The 26394-nt window shown below is 64.3% G+C and carries 18 protein-coding genes and 1 tRNA gene; 12 read left to right on the forward strand and 7 right to left on the reverse strand.

From position 1 onward, the window contains the following. The first annotated feature begins 122 nt into the window (after positions 1-122). The 8 genes from asd to K0B96_RS02920 all read left to right on the forward strand — a co-directional run bounded on the left by asd (position 123) and on the right by K0B96_RS02920 (position 9618). Positions 123-1031, forward strand: a complete 909-nt coding sequence (asd, locus tag K0B96_RS02885) for an archaetidylserine decarboxylase (protein WP_220163649.1) — start codon at positions 123-125, stop codon at positions 1029-1031. A 62-nt stretch (positions 1032-1093) separates the two neighbouring features. Then, complete coding sequence (locus K0B96_RS02890; RefSeq protein WP_220163651.1) at positions 1094-1960, forward strand: sulfurtransferase; 867 nt, start codon at positions 1094-1096, stop codon at positions 1958-1960. A 79-nt stretch (positions 1961-2039) separates the two neighbouring features. After that, positions 2040-2501 carry a SufE family protein gene (locus K0B96_RS02895; protein WP_255558824.1) on the forward strand — a complete coding sequence of 154 codons (462 nt, stop codon included), beginning with the start codon at positions 2040-2042 and terminating at the stop codon, positions 2499-2501. Between the two features lie 99 nt (positions 2502-2600). Beyond that, positions 2601-2684: transfer RNA gene (locus tag K0B96_RS02900), tRNA-Leu, on the forward strand. 107 nt (positions 2685-2791) lie between these two features. Beyond that, a complete protein-coding gene (locus K0B96_RS02905) occupies positions 2792-3670 on the forward strand; it encodes an ADP-polyphosphate phosphotransferase (RefSeq protein WP_220163655.1) in 879 nt (292 codons plus the stop codon). 111 nt (positions 3671-3781) lie between these two features. Further along, complete coding sequence (locus K0B96_RS02910) at positions 3782-5770, forward strand: 3-hydroxyacyl-CoA dehydrogenase NAD-binding domain-containing protein (protein ID WP_220163657.1); 1989 nt, start codon at positions 3782-3784, stop codon at positions 5768-5770. A 272-nt stretch (positions 5771-6042) separates the two neighbouring features. Beyond that, positions 6043-9144, forward strand: a complete 3102-nt coding sequence (locus tag K0B96_RS02915; RefSeq protein WP_220163658.1) for a thiamine pyrophosphate-dependent enzyme — start codon at positions 6043-6045, stop codon at positions 9142-9144. 42 nt (positions 9145-9186) lie between these two features. Continuing rightward, positions 9187-9618, forward strand: coding sequence for a VOC family protein (locus K0B96_RS02920; RefSeq protein WP_220163660.1), 432 nt, complete (start codon positions 9187-9189; stop codon positions 9616-9618). Positions 9619-9634: 16 nt separating this feature from the next. Here K0B96_RS02920 and K0B96_RS02925 read toward each other — a convergent pair whose 3' ends face one another. From K0B96_RS02925 to K0B96_RS02935, 3 genes are all read right to left on the reverse strand, one after another. Further along, positions 9635-10168 (reverse strand): DUF2062 domain-containing protein, encoded by a 534-nt coding sequence (locus tag K0B96_RS02925; RefSeq protein WP_220163662.1) that lies wholly within the window; start codon positions 10166-10168, stop codon positions 9635-9637. Position 10169: 1 nt separating this feature from the next. After that, entirely contained in the window at positions 10170-11462 is a 1293-nt protein-coding gene (locus K0B96_RS02930; RefSeq protein ID WP_220163664.1) for an SAM-dependent methyltransferase, read from the reverse strand. 105 nt (positions 11463-11567) lie between these two features. Next, complete coding sequence (locus tag K0B96_RS02935; RefSeq protein WP_220163666.1) at positions 11568-11915, reverse strand: hypothetical protein; 348 nt, start codon at positions 11913-11915, stop codon at positions 11568-11570. A 147-nt stretch (positions 11916-12062) separates the two neighbouring features. Here K0B96_RS02935 and K0B96_RS02940 point away from each other — a divergent pair, with 147 nt between their 5' ends. Further along, on the forward strand, positions 12063-12746 hold the full coding sequence (locus K0B96_RS02940; RefSeq protein WP_220163668.1) for a DUF2293 domain-containing protein: 684 nt from the start codon (positions 12063-12065) through the stop codon (positions 12744-12746). 37 nt (positions 12747-12783) lie between these two features. Here K0B96_RS02940 and K0B96_RS02945 read toward each other — a convergent pair whose 3' ends face one another. Both K0B96_RS02945 and recQ read right to left on the reverse strand, forming a co-directional pair. Then, positions 12784-14193: an MFS transporter gene (locus tag K0B96_RS02945; protein ID WP_220163670.1), complete on the reverse strand. Its 1410-nt coding sequence runs from the start codon at positions 14191-14193 to the stop codon at positions 12784-12786. Positions 14194-14360: 167 nt separating this feature from the next. Then, positions 14361-16187: a DNA helicase RecQ gene (recQ, locus tag K0B96_RS02950; protein WP_220163672.1), complete on the reverse strand. Its 1827-nt coding sequence runs from the start codon at positions 16185-16187 to the stop codon at positions 14361-14363. Positions 16188-16301: 114 nt separating this feature from the next. Here recQ and K0B96_RS02955 point away from each other — a divergent pair, with 114 nt between their 5' ends. Then, positions 16302-19109, forward strand: a complete 2808-nt coding sequence (locus tag K0B96_RS02955) for a M14 family metallopeptidase (protein ID WP_220163673.1) — start codon at positions 16302-16304, stop codon at positions 19107-19109. Between the two features lie 30 nt (positions 19110-19139). Here K0B96_RS02955 and K0B96_RS02960 read toward each other — a convergent pair whose 3' ends face one another. Both K0B96_RS02960 and K0B96_RS02965 read right to left on the reverse strand, forming a co-directional pair. Beyond that, positions 19140-20243, reverse strand: coding sequence for a DNA glycosylase AlkZ-like family protein (locus tag K0B96_RS02960; protein ID WP_220163675.1), 1104 nt, complete (start codon positions 20241-20243; stop codon positions 19140-19142). A gap of 123 nt (positions 20244-20366) precedes the next feature. Further along, complete coding sequence (locus tag K0B96_RS02965; RefSeq protein WP_255558825.1) at positions 20367-21209, reverse strand: RNA polymerase sigma factor; 843 nt, start codon at positions 21207-21209, stop codon at positions 20367-20369. A gap of 585 nt (positions 21210-21794) precedes the next feature. Here K0B96_RS02965 and treZ point away from each other — a divergent pair. Next, entirely contained in the window at positions 21795-23588 is a 1794-nt protein-coding gene (gene treZ, locus K0B96_RS02970) for a malto-oligosyltrehalose trehalohydrolase (protein ID WP_255558827.1), read from the forward strand. Further along, entirely contained in the window at positions 23588-26380 is a 2793-nt protein-coding gene (gene treY, locus K0B96_RS02975) for a malto-oligosyltrehalose synthase (protein WP_220163679.1), read from the forward strand. The genes treZ and treY overlap by 1 nt, the downstream gene beginning before the upstream one ends. The last annotated feature ends 14 nt before the right edge of the window (positions 26381-26394 follow it).

Genomic DNA, 26394 nt, shown 5'->3' on the forward strand with positions numbered 1-26394 from the left:
ACACGGGTGGCGTCAAGCGGAGCAGGCGTGGCGAAAGGCTGAAAGGTTCGGCCACACATGCGCCGCGGCCGTTGCGTGCATTTCCGCTTTGCCCCGCGGCGTGGTGCCGCGAGAGTGGCGGCATGGCCAAACAGGCGGTGCAGTATTTCGATCGTTACACGGGCGAGGTGAAGACCGAGCGCGTTTACGGGGAGCGGTGGCTGCGTTTCGCGTATGAGAATCCCGTGGGCCGTTTCTTCGTCTGGCTGCTCGCGCGGCGGGCGCTGTTTTCCAAGTGGTATGGCTGGAAGATGAACAAGCGCGCGAGTGGGACGCTGATATTCCCCTTCATCGTCGACTACGACATCGACGTGGACGAATTCGCGAAGTCGGCCTTCGATTTCAAGACGTTCAACGAGTTTTTCTACCGGGCGTTGAAACCGGGCGCGCGACCGATCGCCCCGGGGGACGACGTGGCGGTGTTTCCGGCGGACGGCCGGCATCTGGCGTTTGCAAATGTCGAGACGGCCGACGGGTTTTATGCGAAGGGGAAGAAGTTTACGTTGGCGCAACTGTTCCAGGACGAGGCGCTGGCGCAGGAGTTTGCGGGCGGCGCGATGTTGATCTCCCGGCTGTGTCCGGTCGATTACCACCGGTTCCATTTCCCGGTGGCCGGACTGCCGGCGGAGTCGCGGTTGATCCAGGGATCGTTGTATTCGGTGAGTCCGCTGGCGCTGCGGCGGCGGTTGGAATACCTCGTGGAAAACAAGCGCGTGCTCACGACGATCGCCGCGCCCGGCTTCGGCACCGTGGCGATGGTGGAAATTGGCGCGACCAACGTCGGCACGATTCGGCAGACGCATGTGCCGGGGCGCGCGGCGAAGAAAGGGGAGGAGAAGGGCTTGTTTACGTTTGGCGGTTCCTGCGTGGTCACGGTCTTTCAGCGGGGGCGGCTGACGTTCGATGCGGACCTGCTCGCGCAAAGTGCGCAGCAGCGCGAAACGTATGCGCGCATGGGCGATCGGCTGGGCGTGGGGACACGGCAGGCTTAAGACAGGAAAAACCCGAACCGGCCGCTTGTGTCAGGTCGGCCCGCGGGTAGGCTGACGGCCAGATGAACCCGAAATTCAGCCACTACGCACACCCCGAGGCGCTGGTCGATGGCGCTTGGTTGCAGGAGCACTTAAACGATCCGGCGATCCGGATCGTCGAGAGCAACGAAGACGTGCTGCTTTACGACACCGGCCACATTCCCGGCGCGGTCCACATCGACTGGCGCGGCGATTTGCAGGACAACGTGCAGCGCGATTACATCTCGCCCGAACATTTCGCCGCGGTGTGCAGCAAGAACGGCATCACGCCGGATACGACGGTGGTGTTTTACGGCGATAAATCGAACTGGTGGTCGGCGTATGCGTTGTGGGCATTCCGGCTTTTCGGGCACACGAAGGTGAAGCTCCTCGACGGCGGCAGCGCGAAGTGGAAGGCGGAGGGCCGCCCGCTGACGCGGGAAAAGCCGAGTTTCGCGCCGACGAAATATCCGGTGCCGGCGAAGCGCCACGACGCGGACATCCGGGCGTTTTTCGCGGATACGCTCGCGCATTCGCAGGGGCGGAAACCGCTGATCGACGTGCGTTCGCCAGGCGAATTCAAGGGCGAGATCACGCACATGCCGGAGTATCCGCAGGAAGGCGTGCTGCGCGGCGGCCATGTGCCGGGCGCGAAAAGCGTGCCGTGGAAAACGGCGGCGAACGATGACGGCACGTTTAAAAGCGCCGAGGAACTGCGCAAGATCTACACCGAGAATCTGGGCCTCAAGAAGGACGACGACATCATCGCCTATTGCCGCATCGGCGAGCGTTCGAGTCACACGTGGTTTGTGCTGACTTACCTCTTGGGCTACGACCGCGTGCGCAATTACGACGGCTCGTGGACGGAGTGGGGCAACATGGTGCGCGCGCCCATCGAAAAGGGGAGTTGATCCCTGCCGCATCGGCGAATCCTGCGCGCTGCTTCGACCGAGGCGGGGCGCAGGCGGAGGCGATGCTGATGTCACCTTGATGTATCCACCGAAGCTCCAGGAGATCGTCGACCTGTTCGACTTTTTGCCCGACGAGGAAAAGCGCGAGAACCTCATCGCCTACGCCGACGGCGCGGCGGCGTGCGCGTTGAAGCCGGGCGAGTCGTTCGACTTGGAAGACACGCGCAAAGATGAGGAATGCACCGACACGGTGGGCGTTTTCCTGAAGGTCGATCCGGCGACGCGCGCGATGCACTTTCGCGTGAATCTCGGGCCGCAGGTGCAAACGCTGACACGGGCGATGACGGCGATTTTGTGCAAGGGCCTGGACGGAGCCTCGCCCGAGGAAGTGATGGAGGTGCCGCAGGATTTTGTGCCCAAAATCGTCGGCGGACAGTTGGTGCGGCTGCGCAGCCAGACGGTGTATTACATTCTCACGCGGATGAAAAGCGCCTGCAAGGTGTGGCTCAATCGCGAGCGGGCGGCGCAGGCGGCCGGCTAACGCGTTGGGCGGAAAGCATCGGCCGCGCGGTGGGGCGGCGAGCGGAGGCGAAAAAATGTGGCGCTCGGAACGGTTCGCCGCATTTTCAGGGCCGCACCCGCCCGGGTGGTGGAATGGCAGACACGACGGTCTTAGAAGCCGTTGCCGAAAGGTGTGCAGGTTCGAGTCCTGTCCCGGGCACCAAGCGAAGAAGGTGCGGAATGCGCAGCGCGGGATCGCACCGCCGGGACGCGATCCACGACGAACGGGGACAAAGAGGGGTGGTTCGCTGTCAGGAAGCGTTCTCCGACATGAAAATTTCCCTGAAAAAATTCTGCGTGCCCGAGGGCGACAAGGTGCGGCTCAAGGATTGGCCGACGCGAGTGAAACCTTTTTATGCGTCCAAGCACGATTATCGGAAGATGCTGGACGGGCATTTGCAGGAGCTGCGCGAGCGCCAGAATCTGTTGTATGCGCACGATCGTTTTGCGTTGCTGCTCATTTTTCAGGCGATGGATGCGGCGGGGAAGGATGGCGCGATCAAGCATGTGATGTCGGGCGTGAATCCGCAGGGATGCCAGGTGTTCAGTTTCAAGCAGCCGAGCGCGGAGGAGCTGGACCACGATTTTCTGTGGCGGACGACGCGTTGCCTGCCGGAGCGCGGGCGGATCGGGATTTTCAATCGGTCGTATTATGAGGAGGTGTTAATCACGCGGGTGCACCCGGAGGTTTTGGCGGCGGAAAATCTGCCGGCGGGCACGACGGAGGAGAAATCGTTTTGGAAACACCGCTACCACGCGATCAACGCGCTGGAGAAGCATCTGCATCGCAGCGGGACGCGGATCCTGAAGTTTTTTCTGCATCTTTCGAAGGAGGAGCAGCGGCAGCGGTTTCTGGCGCGGATCGACGATCCGGAAAAGAACTGGAAGTTCAGTGCGGCGGATGTGGCGGAGCGCGCGCGCTGGGATGACTACCAAAGCGCTTACGAAGACTGCCTGAGCGCGACGAGCACGGCGCGGGCACCGTGGTATGTGGTGCCGGCAGACGACAAGCACAACGCGCGGTTGATCATTTCGGAGGCCGTGCGGCAGACGTTGGATGGACTCAAGATGAGTTACCCCTCGTCCACGCCGGAGCACCGCGACGAACTTCTCGCGGTGCGCAAACAGCTGGCCGCGGAAGGGGCCTGAGGGCAGCGGCAGCGCGAGAGAGGAGGGCGCGGCATGAACACGGGCGGCATTCTTCGCCATTTACTCGACGCCGGGTTGCCGGCAGAGAGTGGCGGTTCAGTGGCGACCCAAATGAATTCCTCGGTCACGTTTCACGTGGAGGCGGATGACGTGGGATGGATCGTGATCGACGATCCGCTGAGTCGTGCGAATGCGTTGAGCGCGCGGGGGCGGGCGGATCTGGCGGCGGCGATTGAGGCGGCGCGGGAATCGCCGGCGCGAGCGGTGGTGGTTGCGGGGAAGGAGCAGATTTTTGGCGCCGGCGCGGAGTTGAGCGAATTGGCAGCGCTGGCGAGTGAGGCGGAAGCGGGGGCGTTTGCGCAGGCGGGAGCAGAAGTGATGGCGGCCCTGGCCGCTCTGCCGAAGCCGACTGTCGCCGCGATCCGCGGGGCGTGCGCGGGCGGTTCGTATGAGGTGGCGCTGGCGTGCACGTGGCGCATCGCGACGGATGAGCCGGCGACGCGCGTGGGGTTGCCGGAGCTGGCGCTGGGGACGATTCCGGGCTGGGGCGGCGGCGTGCGATTGGCGCGATTGATCGGCGCGAGCCCCGCGCTGGAGCATTTGTGGAAAGCGCAGTTGGTGCCCGCGCGGGCCGCGTTGGCGGCGGGGCTGGTCGACGAGTTGGTGCCGCCGGACGAGTGGCGAACACGGGCGCGGGAGGCCGCCCTGCGGCTCGCGGATAAGCGTGACGCGGCCGCGGAGCAGACGAACAAACCGGGCGCGCCGACGATGGCGGCGGCGTGGCGGTTGAAAGCGCGCACGGCGGCGCAGCGCGCGGCGCTGGCGGTGGTGGAGAGAGCGATGGCGCCCGGCGACGAAGCGTTTGCGCTCGAGGCGGAGCGATTCGCCGGGTTGGCGGCGAGCGCGACGTGCAAGAATCACATTTACGCGTTTCAGGTGCGCGCGGCGGCGAGGAAGCGCACGCTGGAAGGGTGGTTCCCGAGCGGCGTGCTCGCGGAGGCGAATGAGGCGGCGCAGCGCCCGATCCGGCGGGTGGGCGTGGTGGGTGCGGGCGTGATGGGTTCGGGCATCGCGCAGTGGCTCGCGGCGCACGGGCATGCGGTGGTGTTGCGCGATGTGAGCGTCGATGCGGTGGCGCACGGCACCTCGATCGTGCGAGGGCTGTTCGACGAAGCGGTGAAGCGGGGGAAAATGTCGGCGTCGGAGGCGGCTGCGGGGTGGGGACGGGTCTTGAGCACCACGACGTGGGATGGATTTGCGGATTGCGATCTGGTGATCGAGGCGATCGTGGAAAATATTGCGGCGAAGCGGGCGTTGTTCGGCGAGATCGCGAAAATCGTGCGGGGAGATGCGTTGCTGGCATCGAATACGTCGGCGTTGCCGATCGACGAGATCGCGGGTCACGTGCCGCATCCGGAGCGCACGCTGGGGCTGCATTTTTTCAATCCGGTCAGTCGCATGCCGTTGGTGGAAATGGTGCTCGCGCCGGCAACCTCGGCGGCGACGGCGGCACGGGCGTTGACGCTGGTGAAGGCGTTGGGGAAACAACCGGTGATCTGTCGTTCATCGCCGGGGTTTTTCGTGACGCGGGTGTTGTTTTTTTATCTCAACGAAGCCTGCCGCTGTCGCGAGGAAGGCGTGGCGGTAACAGCGCTCGACGAGGCGTTGCGAGACTTTGGCTGGCCGATGGGGCCGCTGCGGTTGATCGACGAAATCGGGGTGGACGTGACGGATTTTATTTTCGGCGAGATGGCGCGTTATTTTCCGGAGCGCTTCGTGGCATCGCGTTTGTGCGCGGGGATGCTGACGCGGGATTGGTGGGGGAGAAAAAATGGGGCGGGCGAAGGTTTTTACACGTATGAAGGGAAAACGGAGCGCGTGAATGCGGCGGCGGAGGAATGGGTGGGCGGGGGCGTTGCGAACGTGCCGGCGGAGCGGTTGCGCGAGCGGCTGATGCGCGTGATGGTCGAGGAGGCGCGGCGATGTCTCGCGGAAGGCGTGGTGCGCACGGCGGAAGAGGCGGATTTCGCGTTGCTGGCGGGAGCGGGATTTCCGGCGGCGGAGGGCGGGTTGTTGCGCTGGGCGGCGACGCGCGAGTGACAATCGCCGCGCGGGGACGAATGGCGCTGAGGCGACGGGAAACCGAAGATGGCACGGTTTTCGAGTGCGCGTTTTTATCGGAGCCGCGCGCCTGATTTTGGAAACCGTTTGGGCGTCGAGGTGGAGCGAGGCCGGTTACGCCAATGCGGGTAAAATGCGGCCAAAGGAGGGCGGATGAATTCTCCGCGGGGAGACAAAATCCCTTTGCGTCGGTCGATGCCTGTGCGACGCTGGCAGCACACACGAGCTCCCAAAACGGAGGCCAATTCGCGATGTCTACTCTTACCAGCACTCTTCCCGCCAAGTTGAAGCGCCGCCTGTTGCTGGCGATGTTAGAAAGCCGTCTGGGCGATCTGCGCGAGGAAAGCCTGAATCGGCAGGGCAAAGGTCATTTCCACGTCTCGGGCCGCGGCCACGAGGCATTGGCGGCCATTGGCGTGCAATTGAAACCAGAGGATTATCTGGCGCCCTATTACCGTGATCGCGGGCTGGTGATCGGGCGGGGGCTGACGACGCGGCAGATCGCGATGGATTATTTTGCGAAGCGGGAATCGTCGTCGTCGGGACGGCAGATGCCGTCGCACTACAGCAACCGGGCGTTGAACATCTGGAGTGTGCCGACACCGACAGCGGCGCAGTTGCTGCCCGCCTGCGGGATCGCCTGGGGGCTGCAAATGGATGGGACGAAGGGTATCGTGGTGACGACTTTGGGCGACGCTTCGGCCCGACAGGGTGATTTTTACGAGGCGATCTGTTTCGCGCAGGAGCGGCGGTTGCCGTTGCTGTTGGTGGTTGAAGACAATGGTTTCGGCATCAGCACACCGACGCGCGGAATGACGCCGCGAAACCTCGGCGTATTGTCTGACGAACAATGGCGCACGGTGGACGGATGGGATGTGGAACAGGTTTATGCGGCCGGGCAGGAAGCGATTGCCGATCTGCGGGCGGGTCGCGGGCCGGTGCTCTTGTGGGCGAAGATGGAACGACTTTCGAGCCACACGAGTTCGGATGACCATGCGATTTACCGGAGCAAGGAGGAGTTGGCGACGCTCGAGCAGAGGGATCCGATCAAGTTGTTGCGGCAGCAGCTCATCGCCGATGGCGAGTTGACGGAGGAGCAGTTCGCGAAGCTGGAGAGCGAGTTGAAGGAAAAGATCCGCGCCGACTACAGCGTGGCGGAAAAGGCGGAGGAACCGAGTGCCGCCGACTTGGAGACCAATGTCTGGTCGCCGCCGCCGCACCTCGACGACGAAGTGTTGAAGCCGGGCAAGTATCGCATGGGCGATGTGGTGAACCTGACGTTGCGGGCGGGACTGGCGGCGGATCGCCAGCGGGTGATTTTCGGCGAGGATGTCGAGGATCCCAAGGGCGGGGTGTTTCGCCTGACGCAAAAGTTGTCGACCGATTTTCCGGAGCAGGTGTTTAACTCGCCGCTGGCGGAGTCGACGATCCTGGGCGTGGCGTGCGGACTGGCGAGCTACGGCAAACGGCCAGTGTTCGAGGTGCAGTTCGTCGATTTCATTTATCCGGGTTGGAATCAGTTGGTTTCGAATCTGGCGACGCTGCGGTGGCGCACGAACGGGGATTGGACGTGCCCGGTGGTGATCTACGCGCCGTATGGCGCCTATCTGCCGGGCGGCGCGATCTGGCATTCGCAGGCGAATGAAGCGGCGTTCGCGCATTTTCCGGGACTGAGCGTGGTCATCCCGAGCACGCCGGAAGATGCGGCGGGTTTGCTTTGGACGGCGATGCACGCAGACGATCCGGTGATTTTCCTGGCGCCGAAACACATGTTGTGGGCTGAGACGACGTTGACCGAGCCAGCGCTGGCGGTGCCGATCGGCCATGCGCGACGGCGCACCGAGGGCAGCGACGTGACCGTTGTCGCTTGGGGCAATACGATTGAAAAGGCGTTCGAAGCGATGGATTTGATGGGCGACCAGGTGAGCGTGGAGCTGATCGATCTGCGTTCCGTCGTGCCGTGGGATCGCGAGACGATCGAGGAGTCTGTGCGCAAGACGGGCCGTCTGGTGATCGTGCAGGAGGATACGGAGAATTGCTCGGTCGGGCAGATGATCATTTCCCATCTGGCGGGGCGCGCCGATGTGTGGAGCCGGATGGTGAGCCCGCCGGTGCTCGTCTCGAAGGGCAATGTGCTGATCGGCTACAACCCGATTCACGAATATGCGGCGTTGCCGGATACGGCGAGAATCGCCGGTGCACTGCAACGGGTGATGGCGATCACGATGGAGCGCGGCGCGATTTCGGCGGGCAATGTGAGCGTCGCTTCCGTGGAAGAGACACGGGAAAGCGCGCCAGCCTCGACTTCGGGCGCGCCGCATGGTTCGGTCGGCGCTGTGCCTGGCGCGAAAGTCGATATTCCGGTAAAAGTGCCGATCATGGGCGAAGGCATCCGCTCGGCGCGGGTGGTGACGCTGCATAAAAAAGCGGGAGACGCGGTCCACCTCGACGACACGTTGTGCGAGGTGGAGACCGACAAGGCGGTTTATCCGATCGAGGCGTCCTTTGCGGGCACGTTCAAAGGTTGGACGGTGAAGGCCGATGAGACGGTCGAGATCGGTCAGGAAATTGCGTTCATCACGGGCGATGCTGCCGCTGCGCCAGCGGCGTCAACGAGTCATGCGCCCGCTCCGAAACCGGCGGCCGGCACTGCCGCGCGGGCGAGCACACCCGCACCTGCGCGATCGGCCTCGGTGGCAGTGGGAGCGGTGCGAGAGCCGGCGTTGTCGTCCTCGATCACGAAGCGTTTGAGTGCGGTCGTGGCGGCAAACATGCATCTCGACGTGCCGTGGAAGGCGATGCGGACGGCGCGGGCGGCGGCGAAAGCGGCGAAGCTCGATTACTCGCCGTCGATGATGCTGGCGTGGTCGGTGGCGCGGGCGATGTCCGCGCACGCCAGCTTCCGGTGCATCGTCGATCGGGACGGGCGGATTTTGGAACAGGCGCCGTTTGATCTGGGCGTGGCCGTGGCGCTGGAAGGCGATCGGTTGGCGACGGCGGTCGTGCGGCGGGCGGGTGAGCTCAAGTGGCCGGATTTTGCGGCCGCGTATGCGCAGGCGTTGACGGACGCCCGGGCCGGCAAGATCGAGGATGTGACCACGCCTTTGAATCTCACGAGCCTCGGCGCCTTCGGCATCGAACGCGCGACGCCGATCGTGGTGCCGCCGGCGATGAGCACGTTGTTCGTCGGCACAGCGCATGAACGAATGATCAACGACGGCGGCGTGGTTTATCCGCAAGAGGTGGCGACGTTATCGCTCACGTTCGATCACCGCGTGGTGAACGGCGCGGGCGCGGCAGCGTTCATGCACGATCTCAAGGCGCAGATCGAAAACTTCCAGGTGCCTGCGTAAACGCGCGCGGCGCCTGCGGGCCGCCACGCATTAGAGTTTGTCATGCCGACGCCACTTGTGCCCCGACTCAACGGCGTCGTGGAAACGGTGCTGTATGTGGACGATCTGGCGCGGGCGGTGGCGTTTTACCGCGACGTGCTGGGGCTGACGACGATTGCGGGCGATGACACGCGGTTTCAGGTGTTCGACACGGGTGCGAGCCGGGTGCTGTTGTTATTCAAACGCGGATCCACGCTCGAGCCGACGCCGGTGCCAGGCGGCATCATCCCGCCCCACGATGGATCGGGACCCGGGCATGTGGGTCTCGCGATCGCGCACGGGGACTACGACGCATGGCTCGGGCGATTGCGCGCGTGCGCCGTGGCGATCGAGAGCGAAACGAACTGGCCGCGGGGCGGACGCAGCCTCTATTTTCGCGATCCCGACGGGCACTTGCTGGAGCTCGTGACGCCGGGGATCTGGTCGGTGTATTGAAGGCGCGACGCGCGACTCAAGGCACGGGGTGCTCGGGCGCCTGCGCCGATTCGACGGCGGCGGCGTGCTTGATGCGGTAGATGCTCCGGGTGAGCGGCAGGCTGAGCGCGTAAACGAGCAGAATGTAGAACGGCGCGAGCATCGCCCATGCGATCACGGCATGGACGGCCGTCATGCCGAACTGGTGAAAGAATACGCCGGGGTGATGCCAGAGCATTTCCTGCATGTGGCGGATGCGAAATGGCACGTGCGGCACGGCGAAGACGCGTTCGCCGAGACGCACGCACAAGTAAATCACCGGCACGTGCACGGGCCAGAGCGCCTGGTTGATGAGCTGCACGATCGGCTGGTTCAACCGCAGCACGAGGGCGACGAGAAAACAGAGGATCGTGGTCGTGCCGAGAATCGGAAACAGCGCGCACGCGCTGCCGACGGCGAGAGTGAGAGCGATCTTTTCAGGGGTGATGCCCTGCGTGAGTTGCGCGACAATGGGGTCGAGGACGCGGCGCTGCCAGAGCGAGCGTTTGGGTTCGGCGGCGGGCGGCGTCACTTCAGAGCGCGAGGTTGTTGGCGCGGGTGTGCAGGGTTTGCACCACGGCGATGTTGCGCAGGGCGAAGGCGGCCTCGCAGTAACTGAGGTAGTAATGCCATTTGCGGACAAAACGATCGTCGAAGCCGAGGTCGCGCACGCGATCGATTTGCGCGGTGAAGCGCGTGCGCCATTCGCGCAGCGTGCGGGCGTAGTCGTGCCCGAGATCCTCGACGTGGTGGAGCACGAAGCCGCCTGCTTCGCTGAGCAGGGAATTGACGCGGTTCAACGACAGGAGGAGCGAGCCGGGGAAAATATGTTTCTGGATGAAATCCACGCCGCGGCGAAACTCGGCGTAGCGGGCATCCGGGCAGGTGATGAACTGGAGGGCGATGAGGCCGTCGCGTTTCAGCACGCGGCTGAGGGTGCGGCAGAAGTCGGGCAAGTAGCGGTGGCCGAGCGCCTCCATCATTTCGATGGAAACGATTTTATCGAAGGAGCCTTCCACATCGCGAAAATCGCAGAGGCGCACATCGATCAGCGCGGCGAGGCCGGCGGCGGCGACGCGGGCGCGGGCGAGCTCGAACTGTTGCTGGGAGATGGTGAGGCTGGTGACGCGGCAGCCGTAGTGGCGGGCGGCATGCAGCGACCAGCCGCCCCAACCGGTGCCGATTTCGAGAACGTGGTCCGTGGCGCGGAGGCGGAGGGAGCGGCAGAGGGCGTCGTTTTTCTCGTGTTGCGCCGCTTCGAGAGTCAGGGCCGGGTCGCTCCACTTCGCCGCGGAATACATCATCGTCGGATCGAGAAACAGGGCGAAGAAGTCGTTGGAGAGATCGTAGTGCTCGCGGATGTTGCGCCGGGCGATGGTGCGGGAATTGGGGCGGAGCAGATGCTGGACGCGGTTGGCCCAACGCAGGGCGTTGAGCGCCCACGTGCGCCGGTGCGAACCGGAAAGCGTGGGCGCGTGCTCGAGGTTGAGGACAAACCAAGCCACCACGGCGGTGAGGTCAGGCGTGTCCCAATCGCCATCGATAAACGATTCGGCGAAACCGATGTCGCCGCCCAGAACGCACTTTCGAAAAAACGCTTCGCGGCGCACGCGCAAGGTGGCGTGAGGGGAAATGCCGGTCGGCAGAGGGGCCAGGGCGGGGCTTGCGGTGTCGCCAAACACGCAGCGTTCGCCGCTTGGCAGATCGACGATCAGTCGTCCACGGGGCATGCCGGCAAACGCCTGCAACACCGGCCCGCGGAAGAAGGATTGCTTCGCGGGGCCCGTGAGAGTCGCGGTGGTGGACGTGTTGGGCTCAACACTCATGCGTGGAAAGGAGATGTGACTCCAACCGTGTAAAACCGCAAGTGTGCGCGGCAGGGATTGCGGTGCGCTTGCGCGGCCGGCGAACGCGGGCGCTGCTGTTGACCGTCAGGTGCCATCGCCAGGCGCGGGCACGTATTCGAGAGTGACAGGCCGGAAATGACCCCACACACGAAGTCCGAGATAGCCGACGAACGAGAAAAACAGGGAGAAAACGACGCAGACGATCGGCGCCATGAGGATCGCGGCAAGCAGGCCGGAGAAACCCGTGAGATACCGGCCGGAGACGCTGATGGTGTTGAGTCCGAAGAGAGCGCAGGCACCGCACAGCAGAATAAACGGGGACAACGTCGCGCTGGTGGAGATGAATACGAGCTTGAAGAACGAACCCGCTTTCAGGCGGCGTAAAGAGATGCGCCGGATATCGGGCGCGACGCGGGGAGGATGTTCGAGCATGAGGAAGGCGTGAACCGGCAGCCGAGGGCAACGATGGTCACGGCGCGCCCGAGCGTGGCGAAGCCGGGGAGTGATTCAAGCGCGGGAAAACGAGGAAAGGGAAACGCGAGCCTTGAGGTTGGCGGCCAACGCGGTTGTTTCGCGCGCGTGACTTTTGAATCGAAAGAAGTGCGGCCGCTGGCCAAGGCGCGGACGGTGTTGATGGACGGGGCCGTCGTCGCCGTGCCGGCCGATTGGGCGTTGCTGCCACCCGGTGACGCGGCGTTGAGCCGGCGCATCAAGGCGGACGGACCATCCTGGACGGTGATCGAACTGAAGGGGCGGAAACGTTTTTCGCGTGGCATCTGGGCACCGGCGGCGCGGATCGATGCGCTGCGTTCGGCGCTCGCCGCGGAGCGGGCGGATCCGGCTTACGCGCGGCAACTCGAGGCGGGCCGACGGCGGCGGGCGGCGGAGCAAGTTGAGTATGTGGGTGAGTTTCGCGCGGCGGTGGAGACGTGGCTGGCGTTTCATCCGCGGCATGCGGTCGATGCGGCGAGCCTGGCGGAATTGATCGCGGCGCATGCGACGCCGGTCGGCAGCGGCACCGTGGCGCGCACGGAACGCATCCCCGTCGAGCAGCGCGCGGAAGCGGCGACGATCGCGTGGCTGCGGCACCAGACGACGGGTTACGATCACATGTCGATCCCGCGGGAAAAAGGCCGGCGGCGCGAAGTGCGGCGGATGCTGGCCGAGCGGTCGCGGGCGCTGCTCGCGCGCTATCGGGCGGGGCAGCCGGTGAAGCGCGGCACCTGTGTTCTGCAACAGGCGCTGGCGCGGGCGCGCGGGTGACGGATTCCGCGGACGCCCGAGGATCGCGGGAGGATTTTTACTCGGGTGCCTGGTAGTGGCGCAGGCCGCCGAGGGCGATGAAACGGCGATAGACGACGAGCGACGCGGCGACGGCGAGGAGCGATAGAATGCCCGACGCGAGAAAGGTGAGCTGATACGCGTGGTGCGTGGCGTCGAGAATCCGCCCGATGATGATCGGCACGAACATCATGCCGACGGCCTGCACGATGAGCAGCGCGGAATAAAATTGGGCGAATCGCGCGCGCGGGAAAAGCCGTTGCCCGAGGGAGGCGGTCGTCGTGAAAAAGCAGCCGGAGAGCACGCCGTGCGCGACAAACGCGAAGGCGAACGTGCGGGTGTCGTGAATGCCGAAGCCGCCCCACAGGGCGAGTGCGGCGTAGGCGGCGCTGGTGAAGATGCCGACGCGCAAGGGGTGAAAACGATCGGCGGCCATCCCGAGGAAGTAGGAGAGCACGAGGGAAAACGCGTAAGTGAGCGCGACCAGTTTGCCGAACGTGTCGAGGCTCATGTCGATGCTCTTCGCGTAAAACAAACTGTAGAGGTTCACGGGCGCGAAGGCGACGAAGCCAAGGTTGTAGGCGACGAAGATCCACACGTAGTAAGAGTTGGAGAAACATTCGCGCAGGTAACTACGCGTGGCGGTGAGGAAGCCGGCGAAACCGGCGGAGGGACCGCGCGGCGGAGGCGGCGGATAGTCGCCCTCATGGACGCGGACACACATGAGGATGAGCGCGGCAAAGTAGATTCCGGCCAGAATCACGAGGATGAGTTCGAAATGGGATTCGGCGAACTTGAGAATGAAGTAGTTGAAGAGGATGCCGGCGCTCAGGCTCAGCGCGCGGAAAAGCCCAAAGAAGCGTCCGAGGAATTGCGCTGGGACCACGTCGTTGATGAGCGCGAGAAAGATGACGTTGGTCACGAGCTGGCCGAATTCGAACAGCAGCCAGAACGCGCCAAACAACCCCAGCGCGAGGGAGGACAGGCCGGGGGAATGCGGGCCGAGAGCACCGTCGAGCCACGAGGCGAGTCGCGGAGCAAGGCCGACGCCGATCATGCCGGCGGCGGCGATGGGAGTGGTCCAGAGCAGATAGGGAATGCGTCGTCCCCAGCGGCCGCGGTGACGATCGGAGCGGTAGCTGACGATCGGCTGCAGGATGGCGGCGATTGCGAACGGCAGCGTGCCGACCAGCAGGCCGTTGAGGGTGTCGCTCGCGTGGAAGCGGCGCAGAAACAATTGCGCCATCGGGACGACGGAACGTTCTTTGAGTGACCACGCGAAGTCGCCCCAGAGCAGCCAGCAGAAGAGGACGACGATCCCGCCGAACGTGTAGGTGAGGGCGCCGACGTGCCAGCGGCGACGGCCGTCGGGACCGACGGAAACATCGGGGGAGGAAGCAGGATCGGGAAGAGGGGAAGGAGATGACACGGGGCGGGGAGGATCGCAAAATGGCAACGAGGCGGGCGGATTGGGCGCATCCGGCGGACGGAGGTCAATCGCCGTGTCGACAGAAATGCGTGGAGCGTCAGATCCGAGGGCCGGACTCACGCTGCGGCGTGGCGGCGTGGCTCAAGGCGAGCAGCAAAACGAGTCGGTCAGTCGAACGAGAGGCGGGAGTGAGTCGCGAGGTAGTCGGCGATGGCGGTGGCGAAGGTGGCGGCGAATTCGGCGCGTTTCTTTTCGCCCATGCCAGGGATGCCTTCCATCGCGGCGGAGGTGACCGGGTAATAGCGCGCCATCGCGCGGAGGGTCGTATCGCCAAAAATAATGTAAGCGGGCACACTGCGTTCGTCGGCGAGTTTTTTGCGCAGGGCGCGGAGGCGTTCGAAGAGCAGGTCGTCGCACGCGATCTCGCCTTCACGGCGCACAGCGCGTTTCGCCTTCGGCAGGTCCATTGGCTTGGTGAGCGTGACGGCCGAGCGGGTGCGCAGGACATTCATCCCGGCGGATGTGAGTTCGAGAGTGGCGAATTCTCCTTCGGCGACGGCGAGGAAACCGAGGCGCATGAGTTCACGGCCGACGGCGCTCCATTGCGGGCGGGAGAACTCGCGACCGATGCCGTAGGTCGTGAGCCGGTCGTGTTCCCAGCGGCGGATTTTATCGGTGTCGGCGCCGGTGAGGACTTCGATGATGTGATTCATCCCGACGTTGAAGCGGCTGTTTTGGCGGATGCGATAAACGCAGGAGAGGAATTTCTGCGCCGCGAGCGTGCCGTCGTAGGTCTCGCGTGGTTCGAGGCAGTTGTCGCAGGCGGCGCAGTTATCGAGGGGGAAAGTCTCGCCGAAATAGGCGAGCAATTCGGCGCGGCGGCAGCCGGCGCTCTCGGCGTAGTGGACGATCTGGCGGAGTTGGGCGCGCGCGACCTGCTGTTCGTGGGGATTGGTGATCTCGTCGAGGAAATGCGTTTGCTTCGCGATGTCGCCCGCGCTGAAAAGCAGGAGGCAGTCGCCGGGCAGGCCGTCGCGGCCGGCGCGACCGGTTTCCTGATAGTAGCCCTCGATGTTTTTCGGAAGGTCGTGGTGGATGACCCAGCGGACGTTGGGCTTGTTGATGCCCATGCCGAAGGCGATCGTCGCGCAAATGATGCGGGTGTCGTCGCGGAGAAACGCCTCTTGGTTGCGGGCGCGCTCTTCGCCGTCGAGGCCGGCGTGATACGCGCGGGCCGCGAAGCCGCGGCCGGCGAGCGATTCGGCGACGCGTTCGGCGGCGGCGCGGCTGGCGCAGTAGATGATGCCGCTCTCGCCTTCGCGTTTGCGCACAAAATCGATGACCTGCTTGATGGGCTGATCCTTGGGGACGACGCGGTAGGTGAGGTTGGGGCGGTTGAAACTGGCAACGAAGACGGCGGGGTCGTGCAGTTGCAGGTGTTTGATGATGTCGACGCGCACGCGTTCGGTCGCGGTGGCGGTGAGGGCCATGAGCGGCACCTCGGGGAGGAGTTTGCGCAACTTCGCGAGCTGGCGGTATTCGGGGCGGAAATCGTGGCCCCACTCGGAGACGCAGTGGGCTTCGTCGATGGCGAGGCAGGAGACGTGCCACTGTTTAAGGTTTTCCTGCCAGCCATCGAGCATGAGGCGCTCCGGCGCGACGTAGAGCAGGCGCCACTCGCCGCGGTGAAGGCCGCGGAGGCGGCGGCGGGATTCGTCGGCGGCGAGCGTGGAGTTGAGGAACGTGGCGGCGACGCCGCTGGCCTGAAGCTGGTCGACCTGATCCTTCATCAACGCGATGAGGGGCGAGACGACGACGGTGAGGCCGGGGCGCACGAGCGCCGGAAGTTGGAAGCAAAGGGATTTGCCGCCGCCGGTGGGGAGCAGCGCAAACACGTCGCGGCCGCCGAGCGTGGCTTCGCAAATCTCGCGTTGCAGCGGGCGAAACGACGAATAGCCGAAAGTGGTTTTGAGCGTGGGAAGCAGGTCGGGCACAGGCGGAGACGGGGAAGTGTTGGGCGCGCGGGGCGGAGGGGAATAAGAAAATGCGCGTTGCGGGGCGATGGGCTTGCGGCGGCGGGACGGCGGGGCGAGAACGGAGGCTTCCCCATGCGACTCGTTTCAACGTTCTGGATTACCGTGCTCGCGTTGGTGGCGAGTGCGGCGGCAGCCGTGGCGGCGCCCTTGGTCTCGCCGCGCGAACATTTTGGTTTTGCGATCGGCGACGACTACCAGCTCGCCACTTACACGCAGACGGAGGCGTATTTCAAAAAGCTCGCGGCGGCGTCGGATCGCATGCGGCTGGTGGATATCGGGCGCACGGAGGAAGGGCGCACGCAATGGATGGTGATCATGTCGTCGCCGGCGAATCTGCAACGGCTGGACCGGTATCGCGAAATTTCCGAGCGACTGGCGCGGGCGGAGCTGGCACCGGACGAAGCCGAGGCGCTGGCGGCGGAGGGCAAAGCGGTCGTGTGGATCGACGGCGGATTGCACGCGAATGAGACCGTGGCGACGCAGCAGTTGATTGAATCGGTGTGGGCGTTCGCGAGTCGCGATGACGCGGAGACGCGGCGGATTTTGGACAACGTCATCATCCTTTTCGTGCACGCGAATCCGGACGGGCAGGAGCTCTACAGTTCATGGTATATGCGGCGGACCGAGCCAGCGAAACGCATCATCGAGAACACGCCGCGCTTGTGGGAAAAATACGCCGGGCACGACAACAACCGCGATTTCTTCATGATGAATCTGCGGGAGACGACGAACATCAACCGGCAGCTTTATCTGACGTGGTTCCCCCAGATTGTTTATAACCATCACCAATCGGGACCGGCGGGGACGATCGTAGCGGGACCGCCCTATCGCGACCCGTTCAACTATGTTTACGATCCGCTGATCGTGACGCAGCTCGATGAAATCGGCGCGGCGATGCACACGCGGTGGATCGCCGCGGGCATGCCCGGGTCCACGATGAAAGGCGGCTCGGTGTTCTCGACGTGGTGGAACGGGGGCCTGCGGACGACGGTTTATTTCCACAACATTCTTGGGTTGTTGACGGAAGTCGTGGGCAGTCCGACGCCGATGGAGATTCCGTTGGTGCCGGAGCGGCAGATCCCGTCGGGCGACCTGCCGTTGCCGGTGGAGCCGCAGGTCTGGCATTTCCGACGGTCGATCGACTACGAACTGACGGCGAACTACGCGGTGCTGAACTACGCGGCGCGGCATCGCGACGAGTTGCTGCGGCAGATTTATCAAATGGGCCGCAACTCGATCACGCGCGGGCAGGAGGATCATTGGACGAATTATCCGCGTCGGGTGGAGGCGATGCAGAAGGCGGCGGAGGCGGAGCGGCAAAAGTTGGTGAAGGAAGGAAAACTCGCGGCGGGCGCGAGTGAAGCCGGCACCGAGGGGAAGCGGCGAATCCCGGCGCGCTATTTCGAGGAATATCTGCGGCGGCCGGAGCTGCGCGATGCGCGGGGCTATATCGTGCCGGCGGACCAGGCGGATTTTCCCACGGCGGTGAAGTTCGTGAACACGTTGATCAAGGCGGGGGTGTGCGTGCAGCGGGCGACGAAGGATTTTTCCGTACAGGGAAATAAATATCCCGCGGGGTCGTATGTGGTGAAGACTGACCAGGCGTTTCGGCCCTACGTGCTGGATATGTTCGAGCCGCAGGCTTATCCGAACGATTTCAAATATGCCGGCGGTCCACCGATCCCGCCGTATGATTCGGCGGGCTGGACGCTCGCTTACGAGATGGGCGTAGCGTTCGACCGCGTGCTGGAGGGATTCGACGGTCCCTTCGCGCAGGTGCCGTATGGGCACGAGCAGGCGGCGCCCGCAAAGCCCGTTGATGTCGCGGCGCGCGCAAGCGGGGGATATCTCCTGAGCGCGACGCAAAACGATGCGTTCCGGTTGGTGAATCGTCTGTTGAAAGCGGGAGCCGCGGTGTCGTGGCCGGCGGGCAATGCGGGCGCCCGGGCCGGGAGCATCTACGTCGAGGAAAGTGCGGCGGCGCGAGACGTGCTCGGCCGCGACGCTCCGGCGCTCGGGGTTGACGTGCGGCGCGTGCCCGAGGGGCCGATGGGACTGAAAGTGACATTGCATCCGGCGCGAGTGGCGTTGGTCGATGTCTATGGCGGATCGATCCCGGCGGGATGGACACGCTGGCTGTTGGAGAAATTCGATTTTCCGTTTGAGGTGGTTTATCCGCAGACGATCGACGCGGGGGAATTGCGGACGCGTTACGATGTGATCGTGCTGGTCAACGGTGCGGTGCCGCCGCCGAAGCGGTTGGGCGCGCGAGAGAAGGCGGTCAGTGCGGCGATGAAACAACCGCGGGCCGAGGACATTCCGGCGGAGTTCCGCGGTTGGCTGGGGCGATTGACGGAAGAGAAGTCGCTCGCGCCGTTGCGGACGTTTCTCGAGACCGGCGGGACGATCGTGACGATCGGATCGAGCGCGAATCTCGCCTATGAGTTGGGACTGCCGGTGAGCAACGCGTTGGAAGAAGTGGCGGACGACGGGACGATGAAGCCGTTGCCGCGGGAAAAGTTTTTCGTGCCGGGGAGCCTGCTGGAAGCGCGGGTGGCGAGAGGAACGGAGGCGACGCGGGGATTGCCGGCGAAGGTGGATGTCTACTTTGACGAGAGCCCGGTGTTTCGGCTCGCGCCCGATGCGGAGGAGCGCGGCGTGCGGCCGTTGTTGTGGTTCGCGAGCGACCGGCCGTTGCGCAGTGGCTGGGTGTGGGGCCAGGAATATCTGAAGGATGGTGTGGCGGCGTTTGAGGCGAAGGTGGGCGCAGGGCGGCTGCGGGTGTTCGGGCCGGAAATCGCATTTCGCGGGCAGACGCACGGGACGTTCAAACTGTTGTTCAATTCGCTCTACCTGGAGCGCGTTGAGCCGTCGCAATGAGGAGGCGCGCCGCAGCCGGAGGCGGCGATATCAAGCGTTGAGACCGAGGAAGCGGGTGAGTTCGCGAACGGCGGGCGCGGCTGAATAACCGCGGCGGACGGAGCGGTTGACGACGACGAGCTTGCGCTGTTCGCGATCGGCCTTGGGATCGACGTGCCCGACGATTTGCGTGCCGACAAGCAGGGGCAGGGCGTAATAGCCGCGGGTGCGTTTGTGCGGCGGGGTATAAACTTCCCACGTGTAATCGAAGTCCCACACGGCACGCGTGGTGGGCCGGTGGTAAATAATCGGATCAAGCGGTGCGAGCAGGAGGGCGTCGCTGGCGACTCCGGCACTTGCTTCGAGCAAGGCAGCATCCGTGCGAAGACAGTAGAGCAGCGGACCGTCGGCGACGCGGACGGGCTGCACGAGATCTTCGACCAGCGGAAGCTCGGCTCTTTTCAGGGCGACGAGGCGGTGTTGCTGGAGGCGAAGTTGTGCGATCCAGCGGTCGGTGTCGCCGGGGGGCGGGGCGTGCAGTGCGAGCGTGGCGGCGGGCAGGACGCGTTCGGGCAGATCATAGAGGCGGCGTGCGCCCACCCGGGAGGAAATGAGGAGACGGCCGTGGAAGAAGAGCTTCTGAAGGGTCGCCTTGGCGAGGGTGGCCGCGCCCCACACGCGACGAGCTTTGCGCGGATCGGTGAACGAATCGGAGTTGAGCGGGCCGCGGGCCTGAATTTCCGCGAGGATTTCCGGGACGAGTTCACGTTCGCGAGGCGTGAGGCGACCGGACCACGCGCCCGGACGCTTGGTGCGACGGTCCATGGCAGCGAGCAGGTGAGGCCAGGCGTCGAGGGGAAACGCAGCGAGGTTGTGGGTGAAAGGGTGATGATGTTCAAAGGCGGATCGCGCAGCGGCGGGGAGAACGGGGCCATCGCCGTGCAAGTGGCGCATGAGGTCGCCTTCGCGATAGCCGGTGACGCGGTTGCGAAGAATGAGGTCGTGCATGCGCCCGCAGACGTTGATGGGGTCAATCTGCACATAGCCGAGATGCGCGATCACTTGCGCCAGCGTGTGCGGAGAGGAATCCAGCAGCGTGCTCCGGCGGAGAAAAAGGCGGGCGGTCTCGGCGGAGAGAGTGAGAGTCGGGGGCACCGCAGCGATTGAAGCAAGCGGGCGGGCGCTGACAAGCAGCAGGACGCGCCGGGGGATAAGGCGAAAATAAAAAAGGCCCGCCGGGGAGGCGGGCCAAACAACAACCAAAGCGATGGTGCAGTCTCAGGCGTAGGCGACCGCGAGGCGGCCGGTCGCGCGATTCGGGAGGAAGTAGTCGGCGGGGGAACCGTCGGCCGAAAACTCCGGGCACTGGGTGGTGAGAAGGTTGCGCAGATTTTCGCGGGCGCGGGCGATGCGGCTCTTCACCGTGCCGACATTGATCCCGAGCGAAGTGGCGATGTCCTCGTAGGCCATGTGCAGGGTGTTGCGCATGGTGAGTATCTGGCGATGACGCCGATCGAGCTTCTCCATGCATTCCGCAACGAGCGCTGCGAATTCATCGCGGGCGGACTCCTGCGCGGGATCAGGCACGTCGGCGGCGATGAGGTCGGCGAACGGCGCATCGGTATCGTCGCCGAGCGGGCAGTCGAGGGAGAGCGTGGCGTGCCGGCGGCGGCGGAAGAAATACCAGTAACGGTTGCGGGCGAGGTTGACGGCGATCCGGTAGAGCCACGTGGCGAGCGAAGAGTCGCCGCGGAATTTGCCGAGGCCGCGGTGCGCGCGGATAAAGGTATCCTGAGTGATCTCTTCCGCATCGCTGTGATTGCGGAGGAGGGCGAGGGTGACGTTGAAAATCTTGGCGCGGTAGCGATCCATGATTTCAATGAACGCGGCTTCGTCGCCGTTGTTGAAGCGTTGCACGAGCGTCGCGTCGTAGGCGGACTCGGATTTGGAGCGTTCGGACTTCTCTTGCGGAGAAACGGGATCAGCGAGTGATGAAGTAGAGGCCGAGGAAGTCGAAGTGGAACGATTAAGATAGTTTCGCATGGAGTTGTGCTGGTTGAACAGTTGCTCCTCTCCTCCACCTTTAATCGTGCCAGCATGGTCGTCGTTCGCGTAACCCACGATGGTGCAGCGGCAAAAAAAACCGGGCGCGATAAACGACGCGGGAATCGACAATAACTTCCGTGCGAAATGCCCGAGTCGCGCGGTGAAACCGTGCGCTTTGCAGCTTTATCAAACCCGCCGTTTTTATATACGGGTGAAGAGAGGAAGAAGTGGCTCGCGAGTGGCGCGATGCGGGGAAGATTGTAGCGCGCGCAAGAAAGGTGTTCCAAAATTTCGAGCGAAAGGAAGGGAAAATATTCCAGCGGCGGCCCGGGGAAACCCCGAGGGTCGGCGGGCAGTTCTTTCGGGCTGGGGTGGGGCCAACTACGTCGGCGGAGGACGCGGGCGCTGTAGGAATGAGTGGGCAACGGGAAATTGAAACGGGCGGTCCCGTCGGCGCACTTTCCCAAGTCGCGAATTTTTCTACACGATGCGAATTCTTCGCGCCGGTAGCCGGGATGGGGCGACATCCAGTGCGCGCCGCCGGGAATTTGTGCTCGTCGACGGGTGATATGCTTCCGCGAGGGCGGGGATTGCCTGACCATGGGGCCCGGCGGTGACATGATTGGCGAGCAACAGAGGAACGGCTATAATGATTCGTCCATGCTGCCTGCCACTCTTTCTGAACAGCGACCCGCAACGGGAGCGAGGGTTCACCGCGGAGGGATAGACTATTGTGTCTGGGCGCCGAATCACGGGCGAATGGCGCTGGAAATTCGGCAGGCGGATGCGGCGACGGAGCGGCACGAGATGCAACGTGAGGCGGGCGGATATTTTTCGTGGCACGACGCGCAGGGCCGCCCAGGCGATCAATACCGATTTGTGTTGGAGGACGGGCGGGCGTTGCCGGACGTGTGTTCTCGCTTCCAACCGGAAGGCGTGCACGGGCCGTCGGAATGCATCGACCCGGAGGAGTATCGCTGGCGCGTGGAGAGTTGGCGGCGGCCGAGTTGGCGCGATCAGATCGTCTATGAACTGCACGTCGGCACATTTACGCCGGAGGGGACGTTTCTCGCGGCAGTGGGAAAGCTCGATCACTTGCGGGAGCTGGGCGTCACGGCGATCGAGTTGATGCCGGTGGCGGATTTCCCGGGGCGGCGAAACTGGGGCTACGACGGCGTTTCGTTGTATGCGCCGGCCCGTTGCTATGGCCGGCCGGATGACTTGCGACGTTTGGTGGATGAAGCGCACACGCGCGGAATCGCGGTGGTACTCGACGTCGTTTACAATCACTTGGGGCCGGATGGAAATTATCTCGGCGCATATGCGGCGGCGTATTTTCACCGCGACCGCGAGACGCCGTGGGGAAAGACGTTCAACCTGGATGGGCATGATAGCGGCCCGGTGCGGGATTTTTTTGTGCGCAACGCGGCCTATTGGCTGGATGAGTTTCGCATCGATGGGCTGCGGCTGGATGCGACGCACAGCATGCACGATGAGTCGTCACTGCATCTGCTGGCGGAAATCGCGAATGCGGTTCATGCGCGCGGCGGATTTGTGATTGCGGAGGATGAACGCAACACGTGCACGGTGCTGCGGCGGCCCGATGGCACCGGCCATGGAATCGATGCGGTGTGGGCGGATGACTTTCATCATCAAGTGCGCGTGGCGCTGACCGGACAGAAGGGCGCTTACTTCGCGAATTACACGGGCACGATGGCAGCGGTGGCGGAAACGTTGCGCGAGGGTTGGTTCTATCGCGGGCAGTCGTATCCGACTTGGGGACATCCGCGGGGTGAACCTTGCGCACATCTGCCGGTGTCGGCCTTTGTGTGGTGCATCGAAAATCACGATCAGGTGGGCAACCGGGCTCGGGGCGAGCGATTGGAACATCTCGTATCAGGGGCGGTGTTTCGCGCAGCGACGATGCTGCTGACGCTCGCGCCGTATGTGCCACTGTTGTTTATGGGGCAGGAGTGGGGAGCGAGTGCGCCGTTTCTATTTTTCACGGATCACCACGGCGAACTGGGGCGTCTGGTGTCCGAGGGGAGGCGACGGGAATTTGGGGCCTTGCACGGGGCCGAAGAAAGCGTGCCGGATCCGCAGAAAGAAGAGACGTTCCTAGCGTCGAAATTGAACTGGGGCGAGTGCGCTGAGCCGGCGCATGCGACGCTGCTGGAGTTCTATCGGTCACTGTTCCGCGAGCGCAAAGCGTGGTTGCAAGGCGACGCGACCGACCGGGCGAATTGGGACGTGGCCGCGGACGGAGAGGTGCTGACGTTGCATTATCGCGCGGCACGGCGGCGGCTGGTGGTGGCATGGCGGGAAGGCGCGGCGATCTCGGGGAAAAACGAAGGAGAGAGCGTGGTTTTGCACTCGGAAGAAGCGCGCTTCGGCGGCGCAGGCGAGTGGACGCGCGGGCCGGCAGCGGTGCTTTTTGCAACGGAGGACGCGTAATGCCACTGCGCGATGCGAGGCGAATTCCGACGGCGACGTATCGTGTGCAACTGCACGCGGGATTTACTTTGGCGGATTTGGAAAAGCTCATCCCGTATCTGGAAGACCTCGGGATTTCGGACTGCTACTTGTCGCCAGTCATGCGTTCGAGTCCGGGCAGCACGCACGGCTACGACGTAACGGACTATCGAAAGATCGATCCGGACCTCGGGGGCGGCGAGGCGTTTCACCGCCTGACAGAGGAACTGGCCCGACGAGGGATGGGAGTGGTGATGGATTTTGTGCCGAATCACATGGGCGTGAACGGACCGTTCAACGCGTGGTGGAATGACGTGCTGGAGGCGGGGCCGCGCTCGCCGCATGCAAAATTCTTCGACATCGAGTGGCGCGGGCCGCACGCGCGCGGGACCCGGCCGCGGGTGCTGGTGCCGGTGCTGGACGACCATTACGGGCGCGTGCTGGAGCGCGGAGGGCTGGCGGTGAAATGGGCGGCGGGGGCACTGCGCCTCGGTTTTGGTGATTTGGAATTTCCGTTAAACGCGGCGACGCTGGGACGCGTGGCGCTGGAGTTGGCGGCGGAGCCGCGGTTGCAGGCGGAGGCGGAGGCCTGGCAGGCACTGGCGAACGCGTTTTTTGCCACGACGGAGAACACGACGACGGGCGGCCCGGCGTTGAAGGAAGTGAAACAGCAGTTTGGCGAACGCGTGGCGGCGAGCGCCGCAGCGCAGGATGCATTGCACGCGTGGATCGCGCGGGTGAACGGCAAGGTGGGCGAGCCGCAATCGTTTGACGCGTTGAACGAGCTGATCGAAGCGCAGCACTATCGGCTCGCCCGCTGGAAAACCGGGGCGCACGAGATCAACTACCGGCGTTTTTTCGCGATCGATTCGCTGGCGGGATTGCGGATGGAGCGCGCGGAGGTGTTTCACGAAAGTCACCTGCTGCTGGGCCATCTGCTCGCGGAAGGCCGCATCACGGGCGTGCGGATCGATCACGTCGACGGCTTGCGCGACCCGCAGGAGTATCTCGAGCGGCTGCAGGCGCTCGCGCATGGACCGGCGGGAAAGGCCGCGGCGCCGGCGGGTGAAACGTATGTCGTGGTCGAGAAAATTCTCGGAGAGGGCGAGCAACTGCCACCGCGGTGGGCGGCGCATGGGACGACCGGCTACGAGTTCATCACGCAAATCGCCGGCGCCTTGGTCAACGCGGAGGCCGGCGAACGGTTCACGCAATGGCACGATGAATTCGTCGGCACGCACACAGACTACGCGCAACTCATCTACGAGAAAAAGCGGTTTGTGCTGGAGGAGATGTTTGCGAACTCGGTGAGCAGCCTCGCGCACCGCTTGACGGACATTCTGGCGGAAGACCGGCATTGGCGGGATCTGGCGTATCGCGAGGTGGCGGTGGCGGTCCGCGAGACGATGGCGGCGATGGATGTTTATCGCACCTACCGACGGCGGGGCGAGGCGTGCAGTGCGAGCGATGCGGAGCGCATCACGGCGGCATGCGCGCGGGCGATTGCGCGCAATCCGCGGCTGGATGCGGAGGCGTTTGAGTTGTTGCGCGATGTGCTGACAGGCGCGTATGCACCGGCGGAGATGCGCGACGCGCTCGACGGCTGGGTGTTGAGTTTTCAACAATACACCGGAGCGGTGATGGCGAAGGCGGTGGAAGACACGGCGTTCTATGTTTACACACGCTTCATTGCGTTGAACGAGGTGGGCGGTGATGCGGGGCGGTTTGGCGCGCCGCTGGCGGAATTTCACGCGGCGAATGTCGCACGGGCGCACGAAGTGCCGCAGAGCATGGTCGCGACCTCGACGCATGACACGAAGATGAGCGAGGACGTGCGGGGGCGCCTCTACGCGCTGTCGGAAATCGGCGATGAGTGGGTGAACTGGGTGCGGGATTGGCGGGCGATGAACGCGCGGCATAAAACGCGGGTCGGCGACCGCGATGCGCCGGACGCGAATGAAGAATACCGGCTTTATCAGGTGTTGCTCGGCGCGTGGCCGCTCGATGGGCGGGTGGACGAGGCGTTTCGGCAGCGGTTGCGGGAACACGAACGCAAGGCGGTGAATGAGGCGCAGATCAATACGACGTGGCGCGCGCCGAATGAGGCGTGGCTGGCGGCGGGCGATCGGTTCATCGACGCGTTGCTCGCAGATGGGGAGGCCAATGCGTTTCGCACGAGCATGGCCGAGCGCGCGCAGCGCCTCGCGCACTTGGGCATGGTCAACAGTCTCACGCAGGTGGTGCTCAAGTGCACGGTGCCGGGCGTGCCGGATTTGTATCAAGGCAATGAAGCCTGGGATTTCAGCCTGGTGGATCCCGACAACCGGCGGCCGGTGGATTTCGGGGCGCTCGCGGAGAAGGCGCGGACGGCGGCCGAAGCGCCGCGCGCGCTGCTGGCGGCGTGGCGCGACGGACGGGTGAAATTTGCCGTTACGCGCGCGTTGCTGCGTTTCCGGCGGGGCCACGCGAATTTTTTTCAACACAGCGACTATGCGCCGGCGGCGGTGCAGGGGCGCTTCGCGGAGCACGTGATCGCGTTTCGCCGCGAGCACGGCGGCGGCGAACTGCTGGTGGTGGTGCCGCGGTTGGCGGCGAAGCTGGGTTGTCCGCCGCTGGGGCTCGTGTGGGAGGACACCGCGGTGACGGCGAAGGCGGGAAGAGGTTGGGGCGAAGTGTTGACCGGACGCGCGGTGGAGGGGCGAGAGAATCTGCCCCTGGCGGAACTGTTGGCGGAATGGCCGGTGGCGGTTTTGTGGCGGGAGGCGCGGGCGTGAGCGCGGGGATGTCG

Origin of the sequence: Horticoccus luteus (assembly GCF_019464535.1) — a bacterium.
GTDB lineage: Bacteria > Verrucomicrobiota > Verrucomicrobiia > Opitutales > Opitutaceae > Horticoccus > Horticoccus luteus.

What these genes read in the sequence shown, in the direction of transcription:
- asd (WP_220163649.1), top strand. Translation starts at nt 123, where the DNA reads ATGGCCAAACAGGCGGTGCAGTATTTCGATCGTTACACGGGCGAGGTG.
- K0B96_RS02890 (WP_220163651.1), top strand. Translation starts at nt 1,094, where the DNA reads ATGAACCCGAAATTCAGCCACTACGCACACCCCGAGGCGCTGGTCGAT.
- K0B96_RS02895 (WP_255558824.1), top strand. Translation starts at nt 2,040, where the DNA reads ATGTATCCACCGAAGCTCCAGGAGATCGTCGACCTGTTCGACTTTTTG.
- K0B96_RS02905 (WP_220163655.1), top strand. Translation starts at nt 2,792, where the DNA reads ATGAAAATTTCCCTGAAAAAATTCTGCGTGCCCGAGGGCGACAAGGTG.
- K0B96_RS02910 (WP_220163657.1), top strand. Translation starts at nt 3,782, where the DNA reads ATGAATTCCTCGGTCACGTTTCACGTGGAGGCGGATGACGTGGGATGG.
- K0B96_RS02915 (WP_220163658.1), top strand. Translation starts at nt 6,043, where the DNA reads ATGTCTACTCTTACCAGCACTCTTCCCGCCAAGTTGAAGCGCCGCCTG.
- K0B96_RS02920 (WP_220163660.1), top strand. Translation starts at nt 9,187, where the DNA reads ATGCCGACGCCACTTGTGCCCCGACTCAACGGCGTCGTGGAAACGGTG.
- K0B96_RS02930 (WP_220163664.1), bottom strand. Translation starts at nt 11,462, where the DNA reads ATGAGTGTTGAGCCCAACACGTCCACCACCGCGACTCTCACGGGCCCC.
- K0B96_RS02935 (WP_220163666.1), bottom strand. Translation starts at nt 11,915, where the DNA reads ATGCTCGAACATCCTCCCCGCGTCGCGCCCGATATCCGGCGCATCTCT.
- K0B96_RS02955 (WP_220163673.1), top strand. Translation starts at nt 16,302, where the DNA reads ATGCGACTCGTTTCAACGTTCTGGATTACCGTGCTCGCGTTGGTGGCG.
- treZ (WP_255558827.1), top strand. Translation starts at nt 21,795, where the DNA reads ATGCTGCCTGCCACTCTTTCTGAACAGCGACCCGCAACGGGAGCGAGG.
- treY (WP_220163679.1), top strand. Translation starts at nt 23,588, where the DNA reads ATGCCACTGCGCGATGCGAGGCGAATTCCGACGGCGACGTATCGTGTG.